The sequence below is a fragment of the Pelagicoccus mobilis genome, assembly GCF_016595505.1.
Classification (GTDB): domain Bacteria; phylum Verrucomicrobiota; class Verrucomicrobiia; order Opitutales; family Opitutaceae; genus Pelagicoccus; species Pelagicoccus mobilis.
This window is the reverse complement of sequence record NZ_JAENIL010000050.1, coordinates 12,100-38,068: the sequence shown is the minus strand read 5'-3', so window position 1 is coordinate 38,068 and position 25,969 is coordinate 12,100. Positions and strand designations below refer to the sequence as shown.

At 56.5% G+C, this 25,969-nt stretch carries 18 protein-coding genes; 10 read left to right on the top strand and 8 right to left on the bottom strand.

The genetic code is table 11. The annotated features are described in order from the left end of the window. Positions 1 to 36: 36 nt before the first annotated feature. Both pheA and scpB read right to left on the bottom strand, forming a co-directional pair. Entirely contained in the window at positions 37 to 1,104 is a 1,068-nt protein-coding gene (gene pheA / locus JIN87_RS21880) for a prephenate dehydratase (RefSeq protein ID WP_200357761.1), read from the bottom strand. Position 1,105: 1 nt separating this feature from the next. Further along, on the bottom strand, positions 1,106 to 2,023 hold the full coding sequence (gene scpB / locus JIN87_RS21875; RefSeq protein WP_200357760.1) for an SMC-Scp complex subunit ScpB: 918 nt from the start codon (positions 2,021 to 2,023) through the stop codon (positions 1,106 to 1,108). A 155-nt stretch (positions 2,024 to 2,178) separates the two neighbouring features. On the opposite strand from scpB, the gene ilvD reads away from it, so the two are divergent. From ilvD to JIN87_RS21855, 4 genes are all read left to right on the top strand, one after another. Then, positions 2,179 to 3,882 (top strand): dihydroxy-acid dehydratase, encoded by a 1,704-nt coding sequence (ilvD, locus tag JIN87_RS21870; RefSeq protein ID WP_200357759.1) that lies wholly within the window; start codon positions 2,179 to 2,181, stop codon positions 3,880 to 3,882. A 149-nt stretch (positions 3,883 to 4,031) separates the two neighbouring features. Beyond that, the gene (locus JIN87_RS21865) at positions 4,032 to 5,612 is read left to right on the top strand and encodes a glucose-6-phosphate isomerase (protein WP_200357758.1); all 1,581 of its coding nucleotides are present in this window, start codon (positions 4,032 to 4,034) and stop codon (positions 5,610 to 5,612) included. Positions 5,613 to 5,902: 290 nt separating this feature from the next. Then, positions 5,903 to 8,239 (top strand): ATP-binding protein, encoded by a 2,337-nt coding sequence (locus tag JIN87_RS21860; RefSeq protein WP_200357757.1) that lies wholly within the window; start codon positions 5,903 to 5,905, stop codon positions 8,237 to 8,239. Between the two features lie 74 nt (positions 8,240 to 8,313). Continuing rightward, positions 8,314 to 9,201, top strand: a complete 888-nt coding sequence (locus tag JIN87_RS21855; RefSeq protein WP_200357756.1) for a lysophospholipid acyltransferase family protein — start codon at positions 8,314 to 8,316, stop codon at positions 9,199 to 9,201. On the opposite strand, the gene JIN87_RS21850 is transcribed toward JIN87_RS21855, so the two are convergent. From JIN87_RS21850 to JIN87_RS21840, 3 genes are all read right to left on the bottom strand, one after another. Continuing rightward, positions 9,194 to 11,068: a methyl-accepting chemotaxis protein gene (locus tag JIN87_RS21850; protein WP_200357755.1), complete on the bottom strand. Its 1,875-nt coding sequence runs from the start codon at positions 11,066 to 11,068 to the stop codon at positions 9,194 to 9,196. The two genes, JIN87_RS21855 and JIN87_RS21850, sit on opposite strands and share 8 nt — an antisense overlap. 188 nt (positions 11,069 to 11,256) lie before the next feature. Beyond that, positions 11,257 to 12,003: a GvpL/GvpF family gas vesicle protein gene (locus JIN87_RS21845; protein ID WP_200357754.1), complete on the bottom strand. Its 747-nt coding sequence runs from the start codon at positions 12,001 to 12,003 to the stop codon at positions 11,257 to 11,259. 169 nt (positions 12,004 to 12,172) lie between these two features. Next, the gene (locus tag JIN87_RS21840; RefSeq protein ID WP_200357753.1) at positions 12,173 to 13,264 is read right to left on the bottom strand and encodes a glucokinase; all 1,092 of its coding nucleotides are present in this window, start codon (positions 13,262 to 13,264) and stop codon (positions 12,173 to 12,175) included. A 122-nt stretch (positions 13,265 to 13,386) separates the two neighbouring features. Here JIN87_RS21840 and JIN87_RS21835 point away from each other — a divergent pair, with 122 nt between their 5' ends. After that, complete coding sequence (locus tag JIN87_RS21835) at positions 13,387 to 13,659, top strand: DUF1294 domain-containing protein (RefSeq protein WP_200357752.1); 273 nt, start codon at positions 13,387 to 13,389, stop codon at positions 13,657 to 13,659. On the opposite strand, the gene JIN87_RS21830 is transcribed toward JIN87_RS21835, so the two are convergent. Genes JIN87_RS21830 through glgB form a run of 3 tightly spaced genes read right to left on the bottom strand, consistent with a single transcriptional unit; the run spans position 13,656 to position 16,960 of the window. Further along, positions 13,656 to 14,189 (bottom strand): SRPBCC family protein, encoded by a 534-nt coding sequence (locus tag JIN87_RS21830; RefSeq protein ID WP_200357751.1) that lies wholly within the window; start codon positions 14,187 to 14,189, stop codon positions 13,656 to 13,658. The genes JIN87_RS21835 and JIN87_RS21830 overlap by 4 nt on opposite strands. 57 nt (positions 14,190 to 14,246) lie before the next feature. Then, positions 14,247 to 14,762, bottom strand: coding sequence for a gluconokinase (locus JIN87_RS21825; RefSeq protein ID WP_200357750.1), 516 nt, complete (start codon positions 14,760 to 14,762; stop codon positions 14,247 to 14,249). Next, positions 14,750 to 16,960: a 1,4-alpha-glucan branching protein GlgB gene (glgB, locus tag JIN87_RS21820; RefSeq protein ID WP_234033554.1), complete on the bottom strand. Its 2,211-nt coding sequence runs from the start codon at positions 16,958 to 16,960 to the stop codon at positions 14,750 to 14,752. The genes JIN87_RS21825 and glgB overlap by 13 nt, the downstream gene beginning before the upstream one ends. A 246-nt stretch (positions 16,961 to 17,206) precedes the next feature. On the opposite strand from glgB, the gene JIN87_RS21815 reads away from it, so the two are divergent. The 5 genes from JIN87_RS21815 (at position 17,207) to JIN87_RS21795 (ending at position 25,958) form a co-directional block, all read left to right on the top strand. After that, on the top strand, positions 17,207 to 19,504 hold the full coding sequence (locus JIN87_RS21815; protein WP_200357749.1) for a putative LPS assembly protein LptD: 2,298 nt from the start codon (positions 17,207 to 17,209) through the stop codon (positions 19,502 to 19,504). A gap of 70 nt (positions 19,505 to 19,574) precedes the next feature. Beyond that, complete coding sequence (locus JIN87_RS21810) at positions 19,575 to 20,834, top strand: RsmB/NOP family class I SAM-dependent RNA methyltransferase (protein ID WP_200357748.1); 1,260 nt, start codon at positions 19,575 to 19,577, stop codon at positions 20,832 to 20,834. A 66-nt stretch (positions 20,835 to 20,900) separates the two neighbouring features. Continuing rightward, positions 20,901 to 21,923 carry a Holliday junction branch migration DNA helicase RuvB gene (gene ruvB, locus JIN87_RS21805; RefSeq protein ID WP_200357747.1) on the top strand — a complete coding sequence of 341 codons (1,023 nt, stop codon included), beginning with the start codon at positions 20,901 to 20,903 and terminating at the stop codon, positions 21,921 to 21,923. Positions 21,924 to 21,985: 62 nt separating this feature from the next. Beyond that, positions 21,986 to 23,998, top strand: coding sequence for a hypothetical protein (locus JIN87_RS21800; RefSeq protein WP_200357746.1), 2,013 nt, complete (start codon positions 21,986 to 21,988; stop codon positions 23,996 to 23,998). Next, positions 23,991 to 25,958, top strand: a complete 1,968-nt coding sequence (locus JIN87_RS21795; protein ID WP_200357745.1) for a hypothetical protein — start codon at positions 23,991 to 23,993, stop codon at positions 25,956 to 25,958. Before JIN87_RS21800 ends, JIN87_RS21795 begins: the two co-directional genes overlap by 8 nt. Positions 25,959 to 25,969: the final 11 nt, after the last annotated feature.

The window sequence follows — 25,969 nt, the reverse complement described above, 5'->3', positions numbered from 1 at the left end:
CGCAGAAGTTGGCGTATCCCAGAGCTGACTACAATTCTATTTCGCGTTCGGATAGCTGCCCAGCCACTTCACAAAGGGGCAGAACTCTTTGAGCTCCTTAACCGCTTCCGCCACCGACTCTTCCTCGATATGCCCCTGAGCATCGATAAAGAAGCAATACTCCCAAGCAGTCTTACCGCTCGGACGCGACTCGATCTTGCTCAAGTTTAGTTTCCGCGAAGAAAAGACGCCAAGAGCCTTCTCCAACGCGCCCACCGTATGGTCGACAGAGATCAGGAAGCTCGACTTGAAATCTACGCCAGCCGCATGACCGCTCGACTCCTTTCCGATAACGAGAAAACGAGTTGTATTATCCAAACGATCCTGTATCCCTTCAACAACTACTGGAACACCGTAAAGATCAGACGCCAACACAGAAGCGATTGCCCCAGCCTTTGGATCCTCTTTCGCGATCTGCACTGCCTTGGTAGTGCTATCGCAGGTATGCAATGACGCATTCGGCAAATGGGCATGCAACCACTTGCGACATTGCCCGATCGCTTGATCCTTCGAATAGACACGCTCGATCGAATCCGGCTGAGATTGCGAAATCAGGCTGTGGGAAATCGGAGTAAAGATCTGCGCGCAAATCTTCAGGTCCGACTCGAAAAACATGTCCATCGAGTGAGACACCGCGCCTTCAGTGGAGTTCTCGATCGGGATCACGCCATGGTCAGCCTCGCCTTTCGCTACAAGGTGGAAGACATCCGGGATCGCTGGAGCTGCAATGTACTCGATGCTCGCCCCGAACTTCTTGATCGCCGCCTGATGCGTGTAAGTCGCTTCCGGACCGAGATACGCGATCCGCATCGGCTTTTCCAAAGCGATCGCAGCCGACATGATTTCACGATAGATCGCTCGAATCGCCTCATCGCTTAGCGGGCCTTGGTTCAGTTTTCCGAGCTTGCGAAGCACCTGTTCTTCGCGGCTTGCCACATAAATAGGCGAACCTTCCAAACGCTTTACATGGCCGATTTCAGCGGCAGTACGAACGCGCTCATTCAACAGCGTGAGCACCTCTTGATCGATCTCGTCGATCTTCTTTCTTAGCGTATCCAAATCCATGCTACTGATTCTCTTTAATATCCTCTTCCTCGGAACCTGCGTCTTCCTCCGAAGTCTCTTCTGCTACTTCTTCAGCAACTTCAGCTTCCACGGAATCGTCAACCGGCTCCTCCGCTTCTTCAACCGAGCTTTCCTCAACTGTGTCAGTGCCTTCAGCGCTTTCAGGCTCTTCCGCAGCCGTATCCGCCTCGCTCTTACGCTCTCCTTCCGGCAGCCCCATGTCCTTCTCGGTCATTTCGTGCTGGTTAGAGACCTCGTGCAGCCACTCGTCCAATTGTCCGGGAGAAAGCACGTCTGAAGCAGGAAGCTCTTCGATTGAGCGGATCCCAACGAATTCTAAAAACGATTCTGTCGTTCCGTACTGAATGGGGCGTCCCGGCAGGTCCGCACGTCCCACCACCTGTACAAACTCTCGCTCAAGCAGCTTGCTCAAAGGCGAATCGATCGAAACGCCACGGATTTTCTCCACCTCTGCACGAACGACCGGCTGGCGGTACGCAATCACCGCAAGCGTCTCAAGCGCCGATTGGTTGAGCTTGATCGGGCGCGGCTCGTCTCGCAGCAAACTGATCCACTCCCCAACAGTCGGCGAAGTCACCAGCAAAAATCCGCTATGTCGCTCGATCAGACGATACACCTCGTCCTTGTCGATCAGCTCTTCAGCGATGCGATCCATCGACTCCCGAATCTGAGCCGATGTAATGAGAGAAGGCACCTCGGTGGTCGGCATCCCGTCACCCGGCAAAAATGGTTGCTCCGGTTCCTCGAAATCGATCGGCGGCTCCGCCCCCTCCTCACCTTCCGGTTCTTCCCTCGCGGCATGGTACTTCGTGAAGACGCCTTGGATGTCCTTGACGCTCAAGGGTCCGGACGCGCCGAAAAGGAGTGCTTTTAAAACTCGGTCTAAGCTGAATGCCATGGGTTAGGAAAGGAGGGAAAAAGTGGCTGAATTTGGGCCAAAGTATAACTTGATCGCAATCCGGCCCTCTGATGTAAAGGTTCTCTTTTTTCTGGAGAGACCGCTACGGGCTCCTCGGAAGAAGGCAAATCAAAGTTTCTCAACCACCACTTCCTTTGAGCGAACAATCTAATTGCAACCGTCCTTTCTCATCTACGCTCGTTGACGGCAACGACCGCGCCCCAGCCCGCTCCATGCTTCGCGCAGTGGGCTTCACCGATGAGGATTTCAAGAAACCCCAGATCGCGATCGCATCCACTGGCTCCGACCTCACGCCGTGCAACATGCACATCGACGAGCTCGCCGAACACGCCACCAAGGGTGCCGACGCAGGTGGAGCGAAGCCGGTCAACTTCTCCACCATCACCATTTCCGACGGTATCTCAATGGGTACCAAGGGCATGCGCTACAGCCTCGTTTCACGCGAAGTCATCGCCGACTCCATCGAGACCGTAGTCGCCGGCGAAAGCATGGACGGCCTCGTACCCATCGGTGGCTGCGACAAAAACATGCCAGGCTGCATGATCGCCATCGCTCGCCTCAACCGCCCAGCCATTTTCGTCTACGGCGGCTCTATCCTCCCTGGCCTCCACAAGGAAAAGCCAATCGACATCGTCTCCATCTTCGAAGCGGTCGGTCGCCACGCAAAGGGTGAAATCGACGACGGCGAGCTCAAGGAGATCGAGTGCAACGCTATCCCAGGTCCTGGATCTTGCGGCGGCATGTACACGGCCAACTCCATGGCCACCGCTATCGAGGCCCTCGGCATGTCCCTCCCTGGTTCTTCCGCTCAGCTCGCAGTCAGCCAAGACAAGCGGGAAGACTGTTTCAACGCAGGCAAGCAAGTCGCCAAGCTCATCGAGCTCGACCTCAAGCCACGCGACATCATGACCAAGGCCGCCTTCGAAAACGCGATCAAGACCTGTATCGCACTCGGCGGCTCGACCAACATCATTCTCCACCTTCTCGCCATCGCACACGCGGCGGACGTCGATCTCACTATCGACGATTTCGAGCGCCTCGGCGAAGAGATCCCTCTCCTCGCGGACGTGAAGCCTTTCGGCAAATACAACATGTCCCACCTCATCCGCATCGGCGGCATCCAGCCAATGATGAAGATCCTCCTCGACCGCGGACTCCTCGACGGCTCTTGCATCACCGTTACCGGCAAGACCATCGCCGAAAATCTCGCAGACGTTAAGCCTTACCCAGCGTACCCAGCCGAGCAGGACATCATCCGTCCTTGGGACGACCCAATTAAGGAAACCTCCCACCTCCGCGTCCTCCGCGGAAACCTCGCTCCAACTGGCGGCGTGGGCAAGATCACCGGCAAGGAAGGTCTCTACTTCAAGGGCACTGCCAAGGTTTACGAAAACGAAGAAGACTCGCTCCAAGGCATCCTCCGTGGCGACGTTGTTGCCGGAGACGTAGTCGTCATCCGCAACGAAGGTCCAGTTGGCGGTCCAGGCATGCGCGAAATGCTCTCGCCCACATCCGCAGTTGCAGGTCGTGGCCTCATCAAGGAAGTCGCCCTTATCACAGACGGGCGCTTCTCAGGCGGTTCTCACGGTTTCGACGTCGGCCACATCACTCCAGAAGCGGCTTGCGGCGGTCCAATCGGCATCGTCAAAAACGGTGACGAAATCGAGATCGACGCGGTCAAGAACACCATCTCGCTCAACATCCCACAGGACGAGTACGACGCCCGCATGGCCGCCTACGAACCAAAGGGACCAGGTGAACGCCGTGGCGTTCTCGGCAAATACGCCGCCCTCGCCTCCTCCGCCTCAGAAGGCGGCGTGACCGACAAGAATCTTTAACTCCAATCTTCATCTTCCTCCTCCTCTTAATCCTAATCTAAAAGAGGAGGATTAAGATTATGATGAAGAGGAAGACTATGAGGTGAACAAAGCGACGCACCAAGAAGCTAAAATTCACCATTCACACTTCACACTCCACCATTACAAAAATGTCTTGGGATACATTCAAAGCACTGACCTTCGATTTCCCCGAAGTGTCGCTCTCTCTTGATCTCAGCCGTCTGGGCCTCCCAGAAGGCTACGTCGACTCCCAACGCGATGCCTTTGCAAAGGCCTTCGCTGCAATGGACGAACTGGAAGGCGGCTCCATCGCCAATCCAGACGAAGGACGCATGGTCGGCCACTACTGGCTGCGCAACGCGGACCTCGCTCCAAACGACGAGCTCAAGAACACAATCAACTCTAGCGTCGCTCAGATAAAAGCCTTCGCCGAGAAGGTTCACTCTGGTGAAGTAAAGGGTGCCAACGGCGCTTTCACCGACGTTCTCGTAATCGGCATCGGCGGCTCCGCCCTCGGCCCACAGTTCATCGCTCACGCTCTCGGCGTACCAAGCGAAGACAAGGCTCAGGTGCACTTCTTCGACAACACCGACCCGGACGGCATGGACCTCGCCCTCAACGCGATTGGCGACCGTCTCGGCAGCACCCTCTCTCTCGTCATCTCCAAGTCCGGCGGCACAGCGGAAACCCGCAACGGCATGCTCGAAGCCCAGAAGGCTTACGCCGACATGGGACTCGACTTTGCCAAGCACGCCGTGGCGATCACTGGCGTCGACTCCAAGCTCGACAAGGTAGCAGCATCAGAAGGCTGGCTCGAGCGCTTCGAGATGTGGGACTGGGTAGGCGGACGTACCTCCGTACTCTGCGCGGTTGGTCTCGTAGCAGCCGCTCTGCAAGGCATCGACATCCAAGCTCTCCTCGACGGAGCCGCTGCCATGGACAAGGTCACTCGCTCCAAGGAGATCGAGAAAAACCCAGCCGCCCTGCTCGCGCTCTCTTGGTTCTTCGCCACCAACGGCAAGGGCGAGAAAGACATGGTCATCCTCCCTTACAAGGATCGCCTCCTCCTCTTCTCCCGCTACCTCCAGCAGCTCATTATGGAGTCGCTCGGTAAGGAGTTCGATCTCGAAGGCAACGTGGTCAACCAAGGTATCGCCGTTTACGGCAACAAGGGTTCCACCGACCAACACGCTTACGTTCAGCAGCTCCGCGAAGGCGTACCAAACTTCTTCGCCACGCTCATCGAGGTACTTAAGGATCGCCACGGCCCATCCATCGATGTCGAGCCAGGCGTGACCGCCGGTGATTATCTCCAAGGCTTCCTCCTCGGCACCCGCGAAGCGCTTTCCGAAAAGGATCGCCAGTCCATCACGATCACAGTTGCCGAAATCAACGAAGGCAGCGTCGCCAACCTCATCGCCCTCTACGAGCGCGCAGTCGGTTACTACGCAACTCTCACCGGCATCAACGCCTACCACCAACCAGGAGTTGAAGCGGGCAAGAAGGCCGCCGGTTCTGCAATCGACCTCGGCAAGGCCATCGTCGAGACGCTCGAAGCAAACAAGGGTGAGTCCTTCGACGCGCCAGCCCTCGCTGAAAAGCTCGGCAAGCCGGAGTCTACAGAGCTCGTCTACAAGATCGCTCTGCACATGGCAGCCAACGCGAAAGCCGGCATCTCCAAGATCGACGGTGCCGCGTGGCACGAAGCTAAGTTCCTTGTGCTTGCCTAAGCTCTAAGCATCCGTATATTCACGGCCTGCACTTCAGTAGATACTGGGTGCAGGCTTTTTTTGGATCCACTACAGCCTACCTCCCTAAAACCCTAAAACCGGACAGTATTGACACTTAGTGTTTGCCCCTAATTGTCTATTCATACGTATCCACCGCTCGACTCGAGGTTCCCTATGCCTCATTTACAAATCAGATCGTTAATCGACCGATTCTGCTAAGTAAGTTCCTACTTCCCTCCTCTTTTCATGACCTCCTCCTCCCTTCACCCCGAAAAAGACGAGATTCGATCATGAGGCGATTCGCCGCCCGTCTGAAACAGCGCTTCCGCTCCGCCCCGCTGTCCAACAAACTGCTGCTTATCGTACTGGCCTGCAGCCTCTTAGCCCTTTCCCTCATCACTATCTCTAGCGTCGTTCGCGAATACCGAATGGCCGCCCAAAGAGAGATTGAATCGCTCAACACTCTATCGGACGTGCTCGCAAGCAGTACCGATGCAGCGCTCCGCTTCGAAGACCCAACGGCTGCGACCGCCATCCTCGCCGCACTTCGCAACGAGAAGCACATCACTTGCGGGTTCATCCTGGTGGAAGAAGGCAAAACCTTCGCGGAGTACCATCGCGACGAGCCCTGCCTACCCGCAGATGCCCTCGCTACGAACTTAGAGCCAGACATCTTCGTCGTCTCAAAACCCATACAAGTCGGTGGCGAACAACTCGGCACCTTGATCATACGCTCGGACAACAGCGACTTAAGAGCCCAGCTCATCACGGCCATAACCATAAAGTTCGCCATCCTGATCCTCTCCCTAGGAGCCTCCCTCCTGCTGGCAAAACGCCTTCTACCAATCATCACCGACCCAGTAACTGAGCTCGCAAACCTCGCACTGCGCGTATCGGAAGAGCGGAACTACGACCTTCGGGCCCTTAAGCGAAACAACGATGAAATCGGCACCCTCGTGGACAGCATCAACTTCATGCTCTCCACCGTCCGGCAACGAGACAAGTCGATCAACGAAACGAACCGGAACCTCGAAGCCCTCGTCGCAGACCGCACCGTCAAACTGGTCAAAGCTCGCGAAAAAGCGGAAGCCGCTCTCGAAGCCAAAAGCGATTTCCTCTCCACCATGAGCCACGAGCTACGCACTCCGATGAACGCCATCATCGGCATGAGCTCCGTGCTACAGGCCGACGGCCTAGATCCCAACCGGGCCCGCCAAATCGAGATCATCCAAAAAAGCTCCAGCAACCTTCTCAACCTGATCAACGACCTCCTCGATTTCTCGAAGATCGAAGCCAATCGCCTAGAACTGGAAAACATCACATACGACCTAGTCTCCTGCGTCGAAGAGTCCCTCGATATCGCGGCCGCCGCCAAAAAGAACAACCGACTCGTCTACTGCGCCAGCTTCGCCCCTAACCTCCCCTCCCAGCTCAAAGGCGATGTCACTCGCCTACGGCAGATTCTGGTCAACCTCCTCAGCAACGCCTTCAAATTCACCAAGACGGGCTCAGTCACAATCGAAGTCAATCACGTCCCCGCAGATCGGGCCACCGGCGAACGCATGCAAATCTCGGTCCGCGACACCGGCATCGGCATCCCGGAAGATCGCCTGAACAGCATCTTCGAATCCTTTACCCAAGCCAGCCAGTCCACTTCTCGCGAATACGGCGGAACCGGCTTGGGGCTGACCATCAGCTACCGGCTAGCCCTCGCCATGGGCGGCAACATCCAAGTCGAGAGCGAGGTCGGCACCGGCTCCGTCTTCCACCTTACCCTCCCCATCGACCGAGCCCAATCGCTCAACACCGTCGTCGGCAAGCCGCTTTCCGTAAAGAAGCCACTGCAAGTCGAGCTGCGAGACCTCCCGCCGGCCCTCGATGCCTCCCTCCGAATCACGCTCACCGCATGGGGTTGCAAGCTGGTCGGCCAACGCAAAGAAGCCGGAACCGAAGCGGACTTGATCGTCGCCTCCGCCCTCTCTGAGGACGAATTCCGAGCCGTGGAAAAAGCGACACGCATCCACCCAAACGACCGCGTCATCCAACTCTGCCATTCCGACCACGCCATCCTCATTCGCAAGACCACCACCGCCTCAGTGCTGACGCTTCCCATTCGGATCCGCGACCTGCGAAACACCTTGCTCAAGTACGTCGAAACCAGCGAATCCCCCCTTTACGACCCCACTAGCCCATTCGCCTCCTACCAAACCGAGAAGTGGCGCAACCTACGCATCCTGCTCGCCGAAGACAACGAGCTCAGCCGCAACGTCTTCCTCCACCACATGGAGCTCATCGGAATCGATATCGATACCGCATACAACGGAGAGCTCGCCTGCGAACTCGCCCTCGAGCACGACTATGACATCATTTTCATGGATGTACGCATGCCCAAGCTCGACGGGCTGAAAAGCGCCCGGCAGATTCGCGACAAGCAAAGCGAAAACCGGAAACGCCCCTGGATCGTGGGCTTCACCGCCAACACCGATCCCGACGCCCTGCTCGAGATAGAAAAGTCCGGCATGGACGACTACCTGTCAAAGCCAGCCGTAATCGGAGACATCGCTGACAGCGTAAACCGCTACTTCTTCGAAAGAGGTGAAGATCCCAGCTCCCTCAAGGACGCTTAAGGGGACTCCTCGAAATTAACTCCCTCGGCTCTTGCCCACCGTAAAATTCGATCCATTGTCTGGGGACCAAAATCATGAGTTTGTCCCATCGACTTGAATACTGGACCCTAATCGCCGTCGCCCGTTTCCTCTGTATCATCCCACGCCAATGGGCATTCCAGATCGGCCACGGGATAGGCAGGCTGGCCTGGGCGCTCGGTATCCGAAAGAAGCTCGTCCTCTCAAACATCGCTCAAGCACGGCCAGACGCAGACGAAGCAGAGCTCAATCGCATCGGCCGAGCAGCCGCCAGCAACTTCGGCCGGACCACCTCAGAATTCATCCGCTATGGCATCAAAGATCGCGACATCGTAAGCGGCATCGTCAAAATCGAAGGCCTCGAGGAGTTAAGAGAAACCCTCAGCCAAGGCAAAGGGGCACTCCTCCTCTCAGGACATTTCAGCTCCTGGGTCATCCATTTCGCAGCCATCTCCCTCGCAGACATTCCCCTCTCGCTCCTCATCGGCCGTCAACACAACCAAAAGGTCGACGAATTCATCAGCAAGATCCCAGGCGATCGGGTCGAAATGATCAACAAAGGCCGCGCTGCCGTAAGGAGCATCCTCGCAAAACTAAACGAAGGTCGCGCCATCGTCTTCGCTTCCGATCAACACGCAGGCAAAGGCGGCCTCATCCTACCCTTCCTCGGGAAAAACGCATCCACTCTTCCACTACCGGGATCAATCTCCGCTAAACACGACGTCCCTGTATTCACAATGTTCGGACACCGAAACGAAGACGGAACCCATTTGGTAAAGATCGAGCCCATGCCCCTTCCCGGCGGCATGACAAAGGAAGAACACAAAGTAGAAGTCATGCGACGCTATAACATAAAGCTCGGCGAAATCGTTTCCGAACACCCCGAACACTACTTCTGGTATCACCGACGCTGGCGCGAAGAGAGCGAAACACCCGTTAGTTAAACACAACCAACTCGCCGGGCTTGGACGGAGAAGAATTGAAACGATGAACAGGCTTAGGAGTTTGGTTCTGCGTTTTATTCCTAGCCTTCTTCCCTTCCAGCAAGCTGTTTAACTCATCCACCGCATTACGCAATCGGTGCGACTCCTTCTCGAGCGTATCCGCAGCATGGGCACTGTACTTCGCGCTATTGGCAGTAGATCGAGTCACATCGTCCATCTGACGCATCGCTTCCGTCGTTTGCGTGATACCCGCCGACTGCTGGGAGGTCGCGTCCGCGATCACTTCCACATAACCATCCGCTTCCCGAATTCGCTTCACGATATTCTCAAGGCGCTCCTTCGCGCGAATCGAAATTTCCGCTCCACGAGCAGAGTCATCGATCGCCTGCTCGATCTTGCTCCCCGTTTCGCTTGCCGCTTTCGACACGCGCTGGGCCAAGCTTCGTACTTCATCCGCAACGACAGCAAACCCAGCCCCCGCCGCTCCGGCCCGAGCCGCCTCGACAGCGGCATTGAGCGCCAGCAAATTCGTCTGAAAAGCGATATCCTCGATCGTCCCAATGATGTCAGCCGTCTCCGCGCTGCTCTTCTGAATCCCCGTCATCGCAGCCTCTAGCTCCGAAATCTCGCTCACTCCATCCTCCGCCGTTTCCCGAGCTAGCCGAGTCGCCGCCACCGTCTTATCCGCATTTCCTATATTCTCAGTCGAGCGATTCGAAATCTCCTGCAACGCCGCAAACGTCTCCTCCAAAGAAGAAGCCTGCTGATCACTTCCTGAAGCAAAAACGCTACTCGCAGCCAACACCTCGCCCGAAGAGGCAGACAAAGCGGCCGTAACCTCGGACATCTTCACTGAAGCCGACTGCAACCTACGATTGATAACCCTAGGTATCCAAACGCCCATGACGATCGCCACCAACACCGCAACGCCACAAATCCAAAGAATCGTCTTTCGCCCAGCAATCGCCTTTGAAACAATTCCAGCAAGCTGCCGATCAAGTTCCCCCACCATCCCATGCGAACGGGAAATAGTGCCACGCTGGATCTCTCGAATCGATTCGTACAAATTCGAAGAAGCCGCATCGATCGAGTTCGCCTTGATCGACAATTGCTCCAATTGCCCGGAGAGTCCTTCCTCGTCGACGAATCCAATGAGAATCCCCCCGAACTCGCCAAACGCGTCTTCCGCCAGCGATTCACCCACGGTGCTACCAGCCAAACTCTCCTCCAAAGTCGCCAATGCCTCCTGCGCTCCGACAATCGAGTTCATCACCTTCTCTTCAAACTGTGAAAACGCTCGGTCGTTATGCGAGAGAGCGACCGTACGTTGGGCAGCGGACACGATTTTCGACGCGGAATAGGCAAGCTCCGTCAGCGCTCCCTCCGCGATTCCTCGCTTCTCGACGCTCAATAAGTCCGCCGAAACCTCGTCCAATCGATATCCATAAGTTTGATACAACCTTTGGTACTGATCGCTGATCTTATCGAGCTCGCGAGGCAGTTCTTCCTTCATCTGAAGATAGTTCTTCCGCGTCAGATGAAGCTGAGCGACCTGAGTACGAATATTTTCAGGAAACCCCAAACTCGCCCCTTCCGATCCGAAAACAGCCTCCAGCGCCTCATCCGGATCGAACCGCTGCAATTGATCAAAAGAATTCATCGCTTCAATCCGCCTCGAGATGGCGACAATCTCATTCGCCTTGCCGACCAAAACCGAATCGCGCTTCAAGTTCGCGACAACCCGATCTTTTCCGGACTCCATCTGAGAGGACAGCTGTCCAATCGTCATCACCGCAAACGCAGAGAGAACGAGCACCAGTACAACGCTCCCTAGGAAACCTAGGAAAATTCGAAATTTTAAGCTCATGAAACGTGGGATGTGGCAGGGTTGGAAAGCTGCTTAACATGCGCTCCGATCTCGGAGTTTCGCATACCCCATCAGTCGGCAGCCACCTCCATAGCCTAAAACGCCTAACGTTACAGTCGCGTCACGAACGCGAAACATTTCGTCTCGCTAGCGAGACGGCTAAAAAATCCCACTAGGATCCCGGGCCTCTACTGATAAGAGATCTGTGACGGGCTGCAGAAATTCTGCGGAGCCCAAGGCCCATTGTAGGCAAAGGTGAAATGAGGCGAGAAACGTTCGCCCGCGTCGTAAATCGACTTTTCAAACACCCGCAAACGCTCCCGATTCACCAAGCAATTGAAGGTAACCACATCCTCCTCGGAACGAGGCAAACGGCTTTCGCGAATCTCCGCGCACCAAGGGCCAATCATCTCTTCAAGCTGCGTTTTATAGATCTCCTTCTCCTTGGCCAAGGTACGGGTGAACTTCTCACACTTCTTAGCCCGATCTCCCAAGAAGTAGAGCAAACGACCATTGAGCACCTTTCCTTTCTCATCACGAAGGTACGGGTACTTCTCGATCAAGTGGTCCAGCAGATCCGGAACGTCGAAACGCATGGTCACCTCCATCTCTACCTTCCGGTAGACCCGATGCAGCTCCTTGAGGAGGTCCTCTTGATTGTTCTTAAGAACCTTCTCGACCTGAGAAAGACTAGAAAGCGTCAAACCATACTGCAGCGGGATGATCGAAGACTGAGACATCAGCAACCGCTGCACGTGCTGGTGGGCAAAGATGTCGTCGCCCGCCAACGTCAAAGTCTGCTGGCCATAAGCGCTCACCACCGCGGACACCTCGCCAACCGTCACCATGAAGAGGTTCCTCCCCTCCACTCCGGTCAAGTCCTCTAGGTCGTGAGGTGCTTCGGATAAAGTGTATGCGTACAGGAAGATGCTCATCTCGAAAGTGGTCAGTTTCACGAGCTCGGAAACAAACTCGTAAAAAAGATGTGAAGCCACCCTCGTTCGGAGTCAATCAGCCCCTGATCCCTTTACACGGAATCGGGGAATCCATGAGAGGCCGGAACTCCCAACCCTAGGATCTCCGGCCTAATCATGGCAAATTCGCTTAAACAAGCTCTTCTCTGAGCAACCAAGCCGCATGGGCCGCCCCAACCAGAGAGATCGAGTAGTCCTTCACGATATAGACCGGAATCTTGCGCAACACCTTCTTCACCTGCTCCCGCGCATTCTGCTCGAAAAAGTAGATGAACTGGCTGCCTTCGAGGAAATAGCGCTCGTTCTTGCCCACGATACCGCCAGCGAGAAACAGGCCGCGACGCGGCAAAACCGTAGCCGAGAAATCGGCTGCCACACGTCCGTACACCTTCACGAACAAACGGATCACGTCGCGGCAAACAGGGTGGTTCTCGGCATGACGGGAAATCATGGCCGGACGCTGCAAAGCATCCGTGTCCAATATCCGTTGCAAGGTCTCATCTATCTTCATCCCCCTCATCAGGATGAAATAGTCGAGAATCGTATTCAGGCCGCGACCGGACAACAGGTCCTCGATCTCCACGATCGTGTTCGCCGACCCCTGAGCATGAGCCCGCAACTCCTCCGTCTCCAGGTCAAAGGCCGCGAAACAGGCGTGCCCCCCTTCCGACGGAAGCGCCCGATAACGGTCCCCCTCCTTGATCAGCATACCCACGCCAAGCCCCGTTCCCGCTCCCACGATCAAACTCACTGGACCGATCGGCTCCGGATCATGGCCATCCGTATGAGGCAAATGAGTCACCTCCTCAGGATTATCCAGATCAAGCAACGGCACGCCGTAGCTTATCGCCTCAAAATCGTTGATGATCCGAGTCGGGAAACCAAACGCCATCTCGATCTCCGTCCCATCCAGATTCCACTCCAGATTCGACAGATCGCAGTGGTTGTTCGAGATCGGTCCGGCGCCGCTGATCCCTGCCACCGCCACCTTGATTTCCGGAAACTTCGCTGTCGCCGCTTCGAGCAGATTGTGAATCGCCGGCATGATCGAATCGATCTCATTGCTCGGAGTCGCCGTCTCCACCAACAAATCAAACGAGCCATCCGCAACCTTTACCAAGGCTAGATTCGAGTTCGTTCCACCGATGTCTCCCGCCAGGACGACGGGCTCGCCATTCCAGGATTCACTGTGCCAGATCGCTTTCGTTTGATTCGCTTGCATAGCCATATGTCGGAAAAACGCGCAACAAAGAGCATTCCGTTCCCCGTTTCCAACACAAAATGCCTCTTCCAATTCAACGCGGCAATCCCCACTCTTGCCCACGCCCAACCTTAACCTCGCAAATGCCAACCCCCGATCAATTCGCCATCGCCCTCGCCGCACTCAATTGCGTCAGCCTTCTCCTCTTCGGAGTCGACAAGGCCCTTTCCAAAACCAAACGGCAACGCGTCTCCGAAAAAGCCCTGCTTGTCTCAGCCGCTCTCGCCGCCGCCCCCGGCGCCCTAATCGGAATGGTTCTCTTTAATCACAAGACCTCCAAATCCAAATTTCGCTACGGCGTGCCAGCCTTGCTCGCCGCCCAAGCCGGCGTCACCTACTGGCTCGCCTACGCCTAGACCTCCTGTTCCGCCCGCTCTTTCAGTTTCGCCAGTCCGTCCTCGAAGAGAGGTCCAATCATATCCGGCATCAAAAAGGCGAAGTAACCTCCGAGAATAGCAGAGGGCACGCTCCCATTCATCTCCCAGGTTACGACCATCGTTTCCCCTGACTCAGCAAAGGTGATCGAGGAAGTGTTCACGAACACATCATCGTTAAACAATAGATCAAACCAGACTCCACGTTTTGGATCAGCTTCGGTAAACACCAACCGTCCATTTCCGTCCTTATCGGTCCAGCTTTGAGAAGCTCCGACACCGGTGGTCTTATCGCCAAGAGTAACCTCAACCGAAGGATCAGCATCTTTCCACGGTCCCCACTCTGGCCACCGCTCAAGATCTCCAATCAGCGCGTACAAGGTTTCAGGTGATGCCTCCACTGCCACTTCCCGCGTCACAGTGAAATCCTTTGGCAAGAAATAGCCCACCACGAGGCCAAGGACGAACATTAGCGAGATGAAGGTTAAAATGCGGACGAGAAACTTACCCATTCTAGATATCTGCTAAGAAGTCGCCTTGCAGGCAAGCGAGGAAAGCACAGCGCCCTGCTACAATTGCTCTAGAGCAGTACTGACAATCTCATCAATCGGTAGCCGAATATCCACTACCACCGCGTCGGTCGGTTCCTCCAAGGCCTCGAGCTGCGAATCAACCAAGGTCGTCGGCATAAAATGATCCTGCCGATTGCCCACCCGTTCGAGAATCGTCTCTCGATCCCCCTTGAGATAGAGCCAGCTCACACGCGACAATCCCTCTCCAAGCGCATCCCGATAGCGTTGCTTCAGAGCGCTGCAAGCAAGGACCACGGACTCGCCTTTGGCCAAACGCTCGGACAAAACACCGTTTAGCGTCTGCAGCCATCCCGCCCGATCCTCATCGGTAAGCGGGATTCCCGAGCTCATCTTATCGACATTACTTTGCGGATGAAAATCATCCGCATCCAATATCTCGATACCCTTCGCCTCCGCGATTCGAATCGCGATAGTGGACTTCCCACTACCGCAGATCCCCATCACAAAATAGGCGACCGGCACCTCAGCCTTTTCTTCGATTACCCTTCCCACTTGAAGTACAGCGTGGAAAGCGGAGGCAGCGTAAACTCGCCTGACTGAGGGAAGTTATCGTACTCGATCGGCTCGGAATTCACGCCATTCACGTTTCCGGCATTGCTTCCGCCGTAATACTCGGAATCCGTATTCAAAATCTCACGCCAATGCCCTGCAGAAGGCAGACCGATACGGTAGTTCTCAAGCGTCACCGGCGTGAAGTGACCGATCACCAAGATCTTGCTACGGCCATCAGGCGAAGTCCGCACATAGCTGATGATGCTTGATTCAGCATCCCAGCAAGCGATCCAGCGGAACGACTCCGGTTCGAAATCCGTATAAGCCAACGCAGCCTCCGTGCGATAGATCCGATTCAAATCCTTAATCAAGGACGAGATGCCATTGTGGTCCTTAAACTCGTTGAGATGCCACTGCAGAGACTTGTCGTAATTCCACTCTTCGGACTGGCCGAACTCGCTGCCCATGAAGAGCAACTTCTTGCCCGGATACGCCCACATGTGGCCATAAAGCGAACGCAACGTCTGAGACTTATCCGTGATGGAACCCGCTCCCATCTTCATCAGCATCGAACCCTTTCCGTGCGTCACTTCATCGTGAGAGAATACAGTCACAAAATTCTCGGCATACTGGTAGAGCATGCCAAACGTCAGGTTGTTCTGATGATGCTTACGGTAGATCGGATCCTTTTCGAAATAGGACATGTTATCGTGCATCCAGCCCATGTTCCACTTCAAGTCGAAGCCAAGGCCACCCTCAGAAGGTGGTTTGGTCACGCCTCCAAACGAAGTCGACTCCTCCGCGATCATCAGCGTGCCAGGATAGTACTTGTGCACGAGATCGTTCGCTTCGCGCAAAAACGCGATCGCTTCCAAATTCTCGTTACCGCCATACTGATTCGGAATCCACTGCCCCTCTTCGCGAGAATAATCGAGGTAAAGCATGGAAGCCACCGCATCCACGCGCAGACCATCGATGTGGTAGCGGTCAAGCCAGCTCAGAGCATTCGCCACCAAGAAACTCTTCACCTCGTGACGACCAAAATTGAAAATCAAAGTGCCCCAGTCCATGTGAGCCCCAAGGCGAGGGTCTTCGTGCTCGTACAAACACGTTCCGTCAAACCCGGGCAAAGCGAAGATATCACGCGGAAAGTGAGCCGGCACCCAGTCCAAGATCACGCCGATATCGCGTTGGTGCATATAGTCGACGAAAGCCTTGAAATCATCGGGCGTGCCAAATCGATGCGTTGGCGCGTAGTATCCAGTCACTTGATACCCCCAGGAGCCATCAAACGGGTGCTCCGCCACCGGCATCAGCTCGATATGCGTAAACCCATGCTCGGTCACGTAATCGGCAAGCTCCACCGCTAGCTCCGCGTAGGTCAACGGACGTTGGTCTTCATCCCAGCGACGTTTCCAAGAGCCGAGATGCACCTCGTAAACACTCATTGGCTGATCGATCGCCTGATGGTTCACGCGCTTCGCCATCCAAGCCTGGTCACTCCAGCCGTACTCAGAATGATCATAAACGATCGACGCATTGTTCGGCGGCGCTTCGAAATAGCAGCCATACGGATCCGTCTTTAAGAAAATGTCACCATTCTTCGCTCGAAGCTCAAACTTGTACATCTCGCCCGGTTCCATCCCAGGCACAAAAAGTTCCCAAACGCCGCTCGCGCCCAAAGAGCGCATCGGATGGTAGCGACCATCCCAATCGTTAAAGCTCCCCACTAGGGAAACCCGTGACGCATTTGGCGCCCATACCGCGAACGAAACTCCCGGCACTCCATTCACCACCTTCGGGTGAGCCCCGAGCTTCTCATAGATGCGGTGCTCGTTCCCCTGGTTGAACAAGTACAAATCCGAATCGCTGATCGTCGGCAAAAACGAGTACGGATCGTAAAACTGGCGAATCTCCTTGTTTCGCTGCTCCGACCGCAAACGGTAGGCAAACACCTGGTCGCGGTCCTCGATCAGGACTTCGAAAAAGCCATGCTCGTCGACTTTCTCCATCGGATAGCGAGGGCCGTCCTCAGAGCCGGCGTCCACCACCTCGCACTTCTCCACGCCACTTAGGAAAGCGCGGACCAATATCCCCCGCTTCTTCCCCTTCGTGAAGGGGTGCATCCCCAGAATATCGTGCGGCGTGCCCGCCGTCGCGTCGATGAACCGTTTTAAATCTTGCTTCGAAGTGTACATAAAAATGTCCGAATTGAGTTGGCTAATGACTGTCGAACCCGATGCCATCCTTGGATAGGATACACAAGGCTAAACAAGTTACAAACCCATGATAATGAGCAAACTCCCTGCCAACTTTTTCACAATATTTCCCCTCGCCAGCCAGCGCCCTCCGGCAGCCCCCTTAAGCGAACTCTCGAAGCCCCTCTTGATCCTTGCCAGCCCGCTCTCCGCCTCCCTTATTAGACAGCTCTCAATCCTGACCTGATGATCGAGCTTATCCGCAAACTCACTTTCCCTCTCCTTCTCGCCCTGTCTCTCGGCCTCGCCACGCTGCAGGCCCAAGACATCGAGCTCATCCCGAGCGGTCCCGTCACCTACGACCAGAACACCGGGGAACTCGTGGCAACCGATGGAGCCCAAATCACCTACGGCGACTGGCTTCTTTCGGCCGAGACCATACGATTCAACCAAGAGTCCGGAAACGCCACCGCCACCGGCAAAGTCGTCTTCTCCCGCTACGACCTGCGCCTCACCGCCGACAACCTGACCTACCGCCCCAGCGACCAATTCGCCCGCGCCGAAAATTTCAGGGCCGGCAACGGGCTCTACTACGTCGAAGGCAACCTCCTCGAAGGCAACCCCGACAACTTCCGCTTCGAAGGCGTCAACTTCCACCCCGGCGAGCCCGGCACCTTCCTCTTCGTCGCCAAGGCCGGCGAACTCGCCCTCATCGACCAAAACGAAGTCCGCGGCAAACGCCTCTTCTTCAAAGTCGGCGCCGTCCCATTCCTCCTCATCCCCAACATCACCCAGCCGCTCGACGCCGAAACCAACCTCTTCAAACCCACCATCGACTACAGCGGACACATCGGAGCCCTCATCGGAGCCGAAGCCCTCGCCCCCGTCAACGAGCACATCCGCCTCGGCGGAAACGTCGCCCTCACCACCGAACGCGGGTTCCTCGTAGGTCCCGCCGCCCGCTACAGCTTCGACGAAGAGAACTACACCGTCAGAGGCGCCTTCATCTCCGGCTACATCGACGACGACGGCGAACCCGGACGCGGCGTCGACGGCGAGCTCATCGACTCGGACCGCTACTTCGCCGAGTGGAAGCACCGCCAGATGTGGACCGACAACCGAGCCAACATCAACGCCTACGCCCGCTACTGGTCCGACTCAGAGGTCACCCGCGACTTCTACGAAGAATCCTTCGACCGCATGCAAGATCCAGACTCGTATCTGGAAGCCAACTACAACGCCGACAACTGGCAACTATCCTTCTTCACTCGAGCCGCCCTCGGAGAGTTCCAAACCTACGTCGAACGCCTCCCCGAGCTCCGCTTCACCTACTTCCCCACCGAGCTCGGCCACGGCTTCAGCCATAGCGGATTCTTCTCCGCCGCCCGACTCCAGCAAAACACGGTTTCCAACCAAAGCGTCTCCAGCAACAAGCTCGACGCCCACTACGGAATCGAGTGGAACAAATCCCTCTCCGACGGCATCAACCTCCGCCTCAAAGCCGGAGCCCGCGGCCTCCGCTACGACGACGCCGAATCCTACATTCAATACTCCTTCGGCGGCAACCCCGCCCCCTCTCCAGACCAGCAAACCTTCAGCGGCAACCGCGCCTACGGCGAGCTAGGAGCCGACCTCAACCTCAAAGCCTACGCCACCTACGACTTCCAAAACGAGTCCTGGAACATCTCCGGCATCCGCCACATCTTCGAGCCACGCCTCTCCTACCGCTACGTCCCAGAGCTCACATTCGACGACTCCCTCAATGGCCGCCAGCTCTTCTACCAGCCCAACACCCCCATCAACGCCCGCGGCGTCGATTCCCTCTACATCGAGCAAGGAGCCTTCGCCAACTACCTCCCCTCCCTCGATCTCGAAAACCGACGCGACGCCGACAACATCCGCGAAGACCACAAACTTCGCCTTGAATTGAGAAACCGGATACAAACCCGCCACAAAGACGGCGGATCCCGAGACCTCGCCCGATTCGACCTCGCCACCGACTACTACCTCAAAGGCTCCGAATACGCCGAAAAATACTACTCCCTCCTCAACCTCGATTTCGAGCTCACCCCAGCCCCATGGCTCGAGCTCACCGCCTTCACCCGGCTCGATCCCGAAGACGGATTCTCCTTCCAAGAGTTCAACTCCAGCATCGCCATCAAAGACGAAGGCTACTGGAAAATCGCCTTCGGCTCCCACTACCTCGACGGAGACTCCAGCTTCAACAACTCCTTCTACCAATTCCAGTCCCCCTTCTACTCCTGGCAAACCTGGCCCAACTACGGCCGCAGCTGGCCCGAATACCGCAACCTCCGCCTCGAGCAATACTTCGCCCACCTCGAGTACCAGTTCTCCGAAAACCTCAAGCTCTACGCCACCACCCGCTACGACGACGAATCCGGCGTCTTCTACGAACAGCGTATCGGCATCATGCAACGCGCCCTCGAGCAATTCGGACTCCAATACGAGCTCCGCATCTACGACGGCGATCGACGCGAATCCGACTTCGGCGTATCCATCGGTATCGACCTCTTCGACGAATAGGAACGCAACGCCCCATCCTCACCAACCCCGGAGGGCAACGCTCCGTCGTTGCCGCAGAACCCGATCACAATTGTCCAAGCCGCTCCTAAACAAAGAACTCAGACTCGCCCGGCTACACAACCAGCGACGCATCGCCTTCTCGCTGATCGAGCGATCCCGTACCCTGCTCAAGCCAGGCACCGCCTTCACCCGCGAACTACACGAGCTCTTCCGCTCCCAAGGCAGATTCGGCTCCAAAGACCGCCGCCTCTACCGCGAGCTCATCTACACCTTCCTCCGTTACCTCCCTTGGCTTGAAGAAAAGCTCAAAGACCAAGACAACCTCCTGGATACACTCATCCAACTCGCCGCCCCAACCCCCGAGATAAGAAGCCTGTATCCAACCCTCTCCGACAAAACCGCCCACGAGTCGATCTCCGAACAACGCTTCAAAATCCTCAAACGCGAAGCCCATCAACTCGAAGAGCTCCTCCCTCCTTGGTTTGGAGAACACACAAACCGCAAAGTATCCATCCCCACACTACTCACTCTCATCACCCGCCCCCCACTCTGGCTCCGCATCCAAAGAGATCCCAAAGAAGACCTCGTCGACCGCCTCAAAGCCACCGCCACTCCCGAACAAGCGGAGCAAATCGCGAAGCACCCGCTCATCCCCGACTGCCTGCACGCCCCAGCCGACTATCCGCTCGCCAATCACCCCAGCTACCTCGAAGGCGAAGTCGAGATCCAAGACATCTCCTCCCAGATCCTCCTCAACCTCCTGAAAGAACCGCCCCGAGGCAAATGGCTCGACGCCTGCGCCGGAGCCGGAGGCAAGACCCTGCAACTCGCCAACCTCCTCAAGCCCTACGGAAAAGTCACCGCCTTCGACCCGCGAAGCTCCGCCCTACGCGAACTCCAGTCCCGCGCCAAACGCTCCGGACTACGCAACATCTCCGTCCTCCAGCAACGCCCCACCAAAGGCAGCTACGACGGCGTGCTCGTCGACGCCCCCTGCAGCGGCTCCGGCACCTGGCGACGCCACCCCTACCTCATGCGCCAGACCCGCGAGGAAGACATTTTCGACCACGCCAAAACCCAACTCTCCATCCTCAAGAGCTACTCGACGCTCGTCGCCGACGGCGGCCTGCTCGTCTACAGCACCTGCTCCCTGAGCCGACACGAGAACGAAGCCGTAGCCGAACGCTTCCTAGAAACCGAAAAAGCCTTCCGTCACGAGCCGCTCTCCCCTCGGTTCGGATTCCAAGACCGCGGACGAGGCATCACCGTCCACCCCGAAGACCACAACGGCGACGGCCTCTACGTCACCACCTTCCGCAAACAAGACTAGGAACTCGCCCCGCATCCTCCACTTTTCACCCTTCACATTTCCCACTTCCCTCAGCACTCTTCCCACATGCCCGAACCGACCGAGACCGGAGTAGACTATTTCGCCAACGCCCTTTCCAACCCGCTCAACACCCAGACCGAGTCTCTCCTCCGGCCCCCTTCCTTCGACGAATTCGTCGGGCAAAAAAAGACCGTCGAGCGACTCAAGATCATGTCCGGAGCCGCTCGCAAGCGCGGCGAGCCCCTCAACCACATCCTCCTCTCCGGCCCTCCCGGGCTCGGCAAAACCTCCCTCTCCTTCATCCTTGGAGCCGAAATGGGCCGCAACGTGCGCATCACCTCCGGCCCCGTCGTCGAAAAGGCAGGCGACCTCGCCGGCATGCTCACCAACCTCGAAGAAGGCGATATCCTCTTCATCGACGAGATCCACCGCATCCCCAAAACCGTCGAAGAATACCTCTACTCCGCCATGGAGGACTACTGCATCGACATCATGATCGACCAAGGGCCAAACGCCCGCAGCGTCCGCCTCAACATCCCCCGCTTCACCCTTGTCGGAGCCACCACCCGCAACGGCCTGCTCACCGCGCCCCTACGCTCCCGCTTCACTCTGCAAACCCGGCTCGACTACTACGGCCCCGAAGACCTCCTCAAAATCGTGCAACGCACCTGCCAGCTCCTCAGCGTCCCCGTCGAAACCGAAGGCGGACTGGAGATCGCCCGCCGCGCCCGCGGCACCCCGCGCATCGCAAACAACCTCGTCAACTTCGTGCGCGACTACGCCGAGGAAAAAGGAAACGGCACCATCACCAGACCGATCGCCCAAGCCGCCCTCGAGCTCCTCGAGATCGACGCTCGCGGACTCGACGAAATGGACAAACGCATCCTCCGCGTAATGGCCACCACCTACAACAGCCGTCCTGTCGGATTGAATACACTTGCAGTCGCAGTCGGAGAAGAAAGCCACACCCTTGAGGAAGTCCACGAACCCTACCTAATCCAAAGCGGCTACATCCAACGCACCGCCCAAGGCCGCGTCATCACGCCAGACGGATTACTCGCCATCGGACTCACCGCAAGCGAAGGCTAAAAGGTGTCCCATCCGGGGAACAATTCCTCCCCGCCGAACACTAACTCCCTTGTTGTTACCCCATGGGAGCGAAGCATTCCAACTCAGCTCGAATCCTCAAGACCGTCGGCCTCACACTTCTCGCCGCAGGTTCCTTCGCCATTGCCCGCTTCCAAGCGCCACCCGAGCCCCAAACGACAGGGATCACAGCCGATCGAGCCCCCTCCCCGGGCACCCCGCCCGACCTTGTGCTCGAGTCATCTCAGCTCGCCGCAAACCACCCTCTCGGAACGCTCAACTCCGCTTTCTCATCCGGAGAACGCTTCAATATACACTACACCGCGCTACTCCTCACCCAAAACCACAGCCCCCAACAAATCGGCCAACTCTTGCTCGGCTGCGCAGACTTCGAAGGCTCCGACGCCGATATCGTCAGCCTTATCTTCGCCCTCGACCTCGCCTACCGAGACCCGAACCTGCTCACCCAGGTCCTCCGCCAGACCCACAAGTCGGGGAATCGCTACCTAGACCTATCGAGCCTTTTCTACTACTGGGCTTCAGCCGCTCCCCAAGACGCTTTTGACACAGCTCTCAAGCTCCCTCAACACCTTCAACGCCAAGCGTTCCAAGGAGTATCCAGATCAGGAATACGAGAAATAAAGAAACAGGTCGAAGCCTACTTGAGTAGCTCCAACTACCGATCCTCCGGCAACAGCGAATCCCGAGAGAAAGCCATCCAGGCCATCGCCCAAAAAAGCTGGAAATCCGATCCCGAAGGCTTCCTCCGCTTCTTCTCCAAAGGATTCCAAAACCGCCCCCTCGACGGGCTCGAGCACGCTCTCGAGATCGACGATCCCCACTTGCAAAGCCGAGCCCTAGACAGTCTGCGGCACTCGAAATGGGAAGACCCCATCGAAGGACTCAAAACCGCACTCGCCCTCGTCGACGAAAACAACATCCCCAACCCGCAGAAGCGACGCGGATTTATCGCCAACATAATTAACCGAGCCGGCCCCGAACACTACATCGAAGCCATCGGCGTCCTCGAAGCCGCCACCTCGCCCCAGGAGCGAGCCAAATACCTCCCCCTAATCCAACCCGGCGATCACAAATCGATCGCCACGCTCCTCTCCTCCAGCTTCATCCAGTCCATTCCCGATTCCCCGAGAAAAACGAACTTCCTCCGCAATACCCTAAACTCCTTTGCCCACACCGACTGGGAGCGTTCCCTCGAACTCCTCAACCAACATCTCCCCACGCATATCGTCGAACAAAGCATTCCCATTCTCGCCAACAACGCCTACCGCATAGACGGAAGCCAAGCCGCGATCCATCTCCTAGAAGCGACAAGTTCAAACGAGCTAAGAACCCAAACCATCCAACAGCTCGCCAACTCCTGGGGACAAAAAGATCCCCTCGGCTACCTCAGCTGGACCCTCTCCGAACCCAACCAAGCCGAACTCCTAAGTGCGCAAAAAAACGCCATCAACTATTGGGCGAAAAGCGATATGGAGTCCCTCAGGCTCTTCGAGTCCGAAGTCGAAGAAGGACAATTCAAAACAGCCCTTCAGCAAGGCATCGGCGTGGGGCTCGCCGCAAGCGATCCGTATTCCGCTATCGAATACGCTTCCACCATCAGCGATATCGAAGCGGCAGTCCCCATCGTAAGCCAAGCTGCCTACACCTTGTCCCAAACAGAACCGCGAGCCGCAGCGGAGCTCATCGTTTCGATCTACCCGGACAACCCATCCGCTCAACGAAGCCTGCAGCGAATCGGTAGAACCTGGGCCGATTCAGATCCCCAAGCCGCCTCCGTTTTTTTCAGCAACCTCCCCGAAAGCCACTATACCACACGAGCACTGGCCAGCACCCTACAACGCTGGGTACATCAAGATCAGAATGCCGCCATCGACTTCATAACAAACCTGCCTTCCGGAAACAGAAGGGACCAGGCCATTACCAACACCGGATTGCTGCACAGCCTACAAAACAGCCAATCGGACGATCTTCCCAAACTGCTTGAGATGATCGAAAACCCAGAACTTCGCACCAATCTTCAAAAGAGGCACCTCAATCCAGGCTCCGGAAATGGATAAACGCCCCACCAGTCAATCTCTCTTCAAGGCGCTATCCGTCCTAGCGATCGTAGTCGCGGGGTACCTTATAGGCGTATCCACAAACCGATCACAAACGCTTGAGACTGTCACCTCATCCCAGCAGCAGTATAAATCCACTCCCACCAGCAACCAGGCCCCTTCGCCTGAATCAAAACAATTCGACTCCTCAGCCTGCATTAAGAAACTCAAATATTGGGCCAGTTCCGCAGACGCAATTTCACAGCAGTTTCCACTCTACGACACCATAGCAAACACCCGAGTCGACGCCTTCGAGGAAGTCGCGCTCCATCTGATCTTCGACCAGAGTCCCACCGGTAAAGAAGCGATCGAAGTCCTCTTCCTCCATTGGCGAGTCGAGAACCCTCTTTCGCTCCTCCGCTTCCGACACAGCGCCAACGAGTTCTGGGGCCCCTTCACCTACTACAACACAAGCTTCATCGTAGAGCGCCTCCTCCATCACGATCCGAGCGAACTTCTCTCCACCCTAAAAGAACTCGAAGCCAAAGGCGCCAAACTCGAAGCCGAGTACAAAGCCCTCTTTCGCCTACTCAATGAAACCCCGCCAAACGAGCAAACTCGCCTTCTCGCCGCACACATCCAGCAGCGAGCTCTCGAACTTGGCATCGATCTCACGCCCACCCTCAAGCAACCGCCCTCCTCTCAGCAAACACCCGTCACCGTCGCTAATGTACTGCTCGAGCTGGAAAACAACCCCAGCAATGCCCACAGCGTCTTTTCAAAACTCGTCACGCAAGACGTAGAAACCGCAGTTGAACTAGCCCTCAGCATCCAAGATCCGAATACACGTCAATCTTTCATTTCAACATCCATAAGTCATTACACCTCCGCCTACCCACACGACTCCGTATGGCTACTCACAGAACTCTACAAACCCAACGACTACAACACCTCGAACCAGCTGATCAGAGCCCTCGGCTCCGCCCTCAAAGCCGACCCCTCCGCCGCAAAATCATGGGCTGAAAACGAAGAGGCCAGCCCCCTGCTCACTCGCCTTCTGCGAAACAACCATCTCTCCGATCCCAACTTGCTCCCAATCCTCCTCCATCAGCCCGATTCCCAGTGGAGAACCGAGCGCATAAAGTACTGCCTCCGCAGCCTCGGCCAAAATGACTACGCCGCCGCCGACGCCTGGATCTCACAAAACCTCAGCGGCCGAAACGAACTCCAGTCACGAATCAGCCTCATGCATCACTCCCTCGAGAAAGATCATGAGGGAACCCTGGCGTTCGTGCAACAAATCCCGCCCGGTCCCGACCGAAATTTAGCGGTCAGAACCATGGTCCAATCCTGGGTACAGAAGGATTTCGACGCCGCCCTCGCTTGGGCCAAAAAACGAACCGACCCAAGCGACCGATCAGAAGCCTTCCAAGCCCTCGCCCACCAATGGGTCTCAACCGACTTCGCCGCAGCGAAAGCCTTTTCGGAAGGAGATATCCCTAGCCAAACCCTAAAGGCCTATCAACAAGTCGTCTTCGAGCACCTACGGCAATACAAGACACCCCAGGAAGCGCTGGACTACATGATCAACACCTCCAGTGAAAACAACCACACCCACCAACTACGAAGAGCCCTTTCAGACTACGCCAACGAGGACCCCCGAGCCGCCTTCGAGGTAGCCGTCAAGTATCCTCAATACAATCACATCACAGCGCGAGCCATTCACTCCTGGTTCGAACAAGATCCACCCGCCGCCCTAAACGCCGTACTGAAGCAGACTGGGCCCGTCGCCGAAACCGGTATTCAACAAGCCGTAAACACCTACACCCACTACGACCCAAAAATGCTACTCGAGCTTGAACACAAAATGACAAGCCCCGAGCAAGCAGACGCCTTTTACCACGCAGTCAAAAACAACCGGCAACTCCGGCTATACAGCCAAGACATCTACCAGCAGCTCGTCAGCACTCCCAAAAACTAGCCGGGGCTTCA

What these genes read in the sequence shown, in the direction of transcription:
- JIN87_RS21815 (WP_200357749.1), top strand. Translation starts at nt 17,207, where the DNA reads ATGATCGAGCTTATCCGCAAACTCACTTTCCCTCTCCTTCTCGCCCTG.
- JIN87_RS21800 (WP_200357746.1), top strand. Translation starts at nt 21,986, where the DNA reads ATGGGAGCGAAGCATTCCAACTCAGCTCGAATCCTCAAGACCGTCGGC.
- pheA (WP_200357761.1), bottom strand. Translation starts at nt 1,104, where the DNA reads ATGGATTTGGATACGCTAAGAAAGAAGATCGACGAGATCGATCAAGAG.
- JIN87_RS21835 (WP_200357752.1), top strand. Translation starts at nt 13,387, where the DNA reads ATGCCAACCCCCGATCAATTCGCCATCGCCCTCGCCGCACTCAATTGC.
- ruvB (WP_200357747.1), top strand. Translation starts at nt 20,901, where the DNA reads ATGCCCGAACCGACCGAGACCGGAGTAGACTATTTCGCCAACGCCCTT.
- glgB (WP_234033554.1), bottom strand. Translation starts at nt 16,960, where the DNA reads ATGTACACTTCGAAGCAAGATTTAAAACGGTTCATCGACGCGACGGCG.
- JIN87_RS21795 (WP_200357745.1), top strand. Translation starts at nt 23,991, where the DNA reads ATGGATAAACGCCCCACCAGTCAATCTCTCTTCAAGGCGCTATCCGTC.
- JIN87_RS21840 (WP_200357753.1), bottom strand. Translation starts at nt 13,264, where the DNA reads ATGCAAGCGAATCAAACGAAAGCGATCTGGCACAGTGAATCCTGGAAT.
- JIN87_RS21865 (WP_200357758.1), top strand. Translation starts at nt 4,032, where the DNA reads ATGTCTTGGGATACATTCAAAGCACTGACCTTCGATTTCCCCGAAGTG.
- scpB (WP_200357760.1), bottom strand. Translation starts at nt 2,023, where the DNA reads ATGGCATTCAGCTTAGACCGAGTTTTAAAAGCACTCCTTTTCGGCGCG.
- JIN87_RS21850 (WP_200357755.1), bottom strand. Translation starts at nt 11,068, where the DNA reads ATGAGCTTAAAATTTCGAATTTTCCTAGGTTTCCTAGGGAGCGTTGTA.
- JIN87_RS21855 (WP_200357756.1), top strand. Translation starts at nt 8,314, where the DNA reads ATGAGTTTGTCCCATCGACTTGAATACTGGACCCTAATCGCCGTCGCC.
- JIN87_RS21845 (WP_200357754.1), bottom strand. Translation starts at nt 12,003, where the DNA reads ATGAGCATCTTCCTGTACGCATACACTTTATCCGAAGCACCTCACGAC.
- JIN87_RS21860 (WP_200357757.1), top strand. Translation starts at nt 5,903, where the DNA reads ATGAGGCGATTCGCCGCCCGTCTGAAACAGCGCTTCCGCTCCGCCCCG.
- JIN87_RS21830 (WP_200357751.1), bottom strand. Translation starts at nt 14,189, where the DNA reads ATGGGTAAGTTTCTCGTCCGCATTTTAACCTTCATCTCGCTAATGTTC.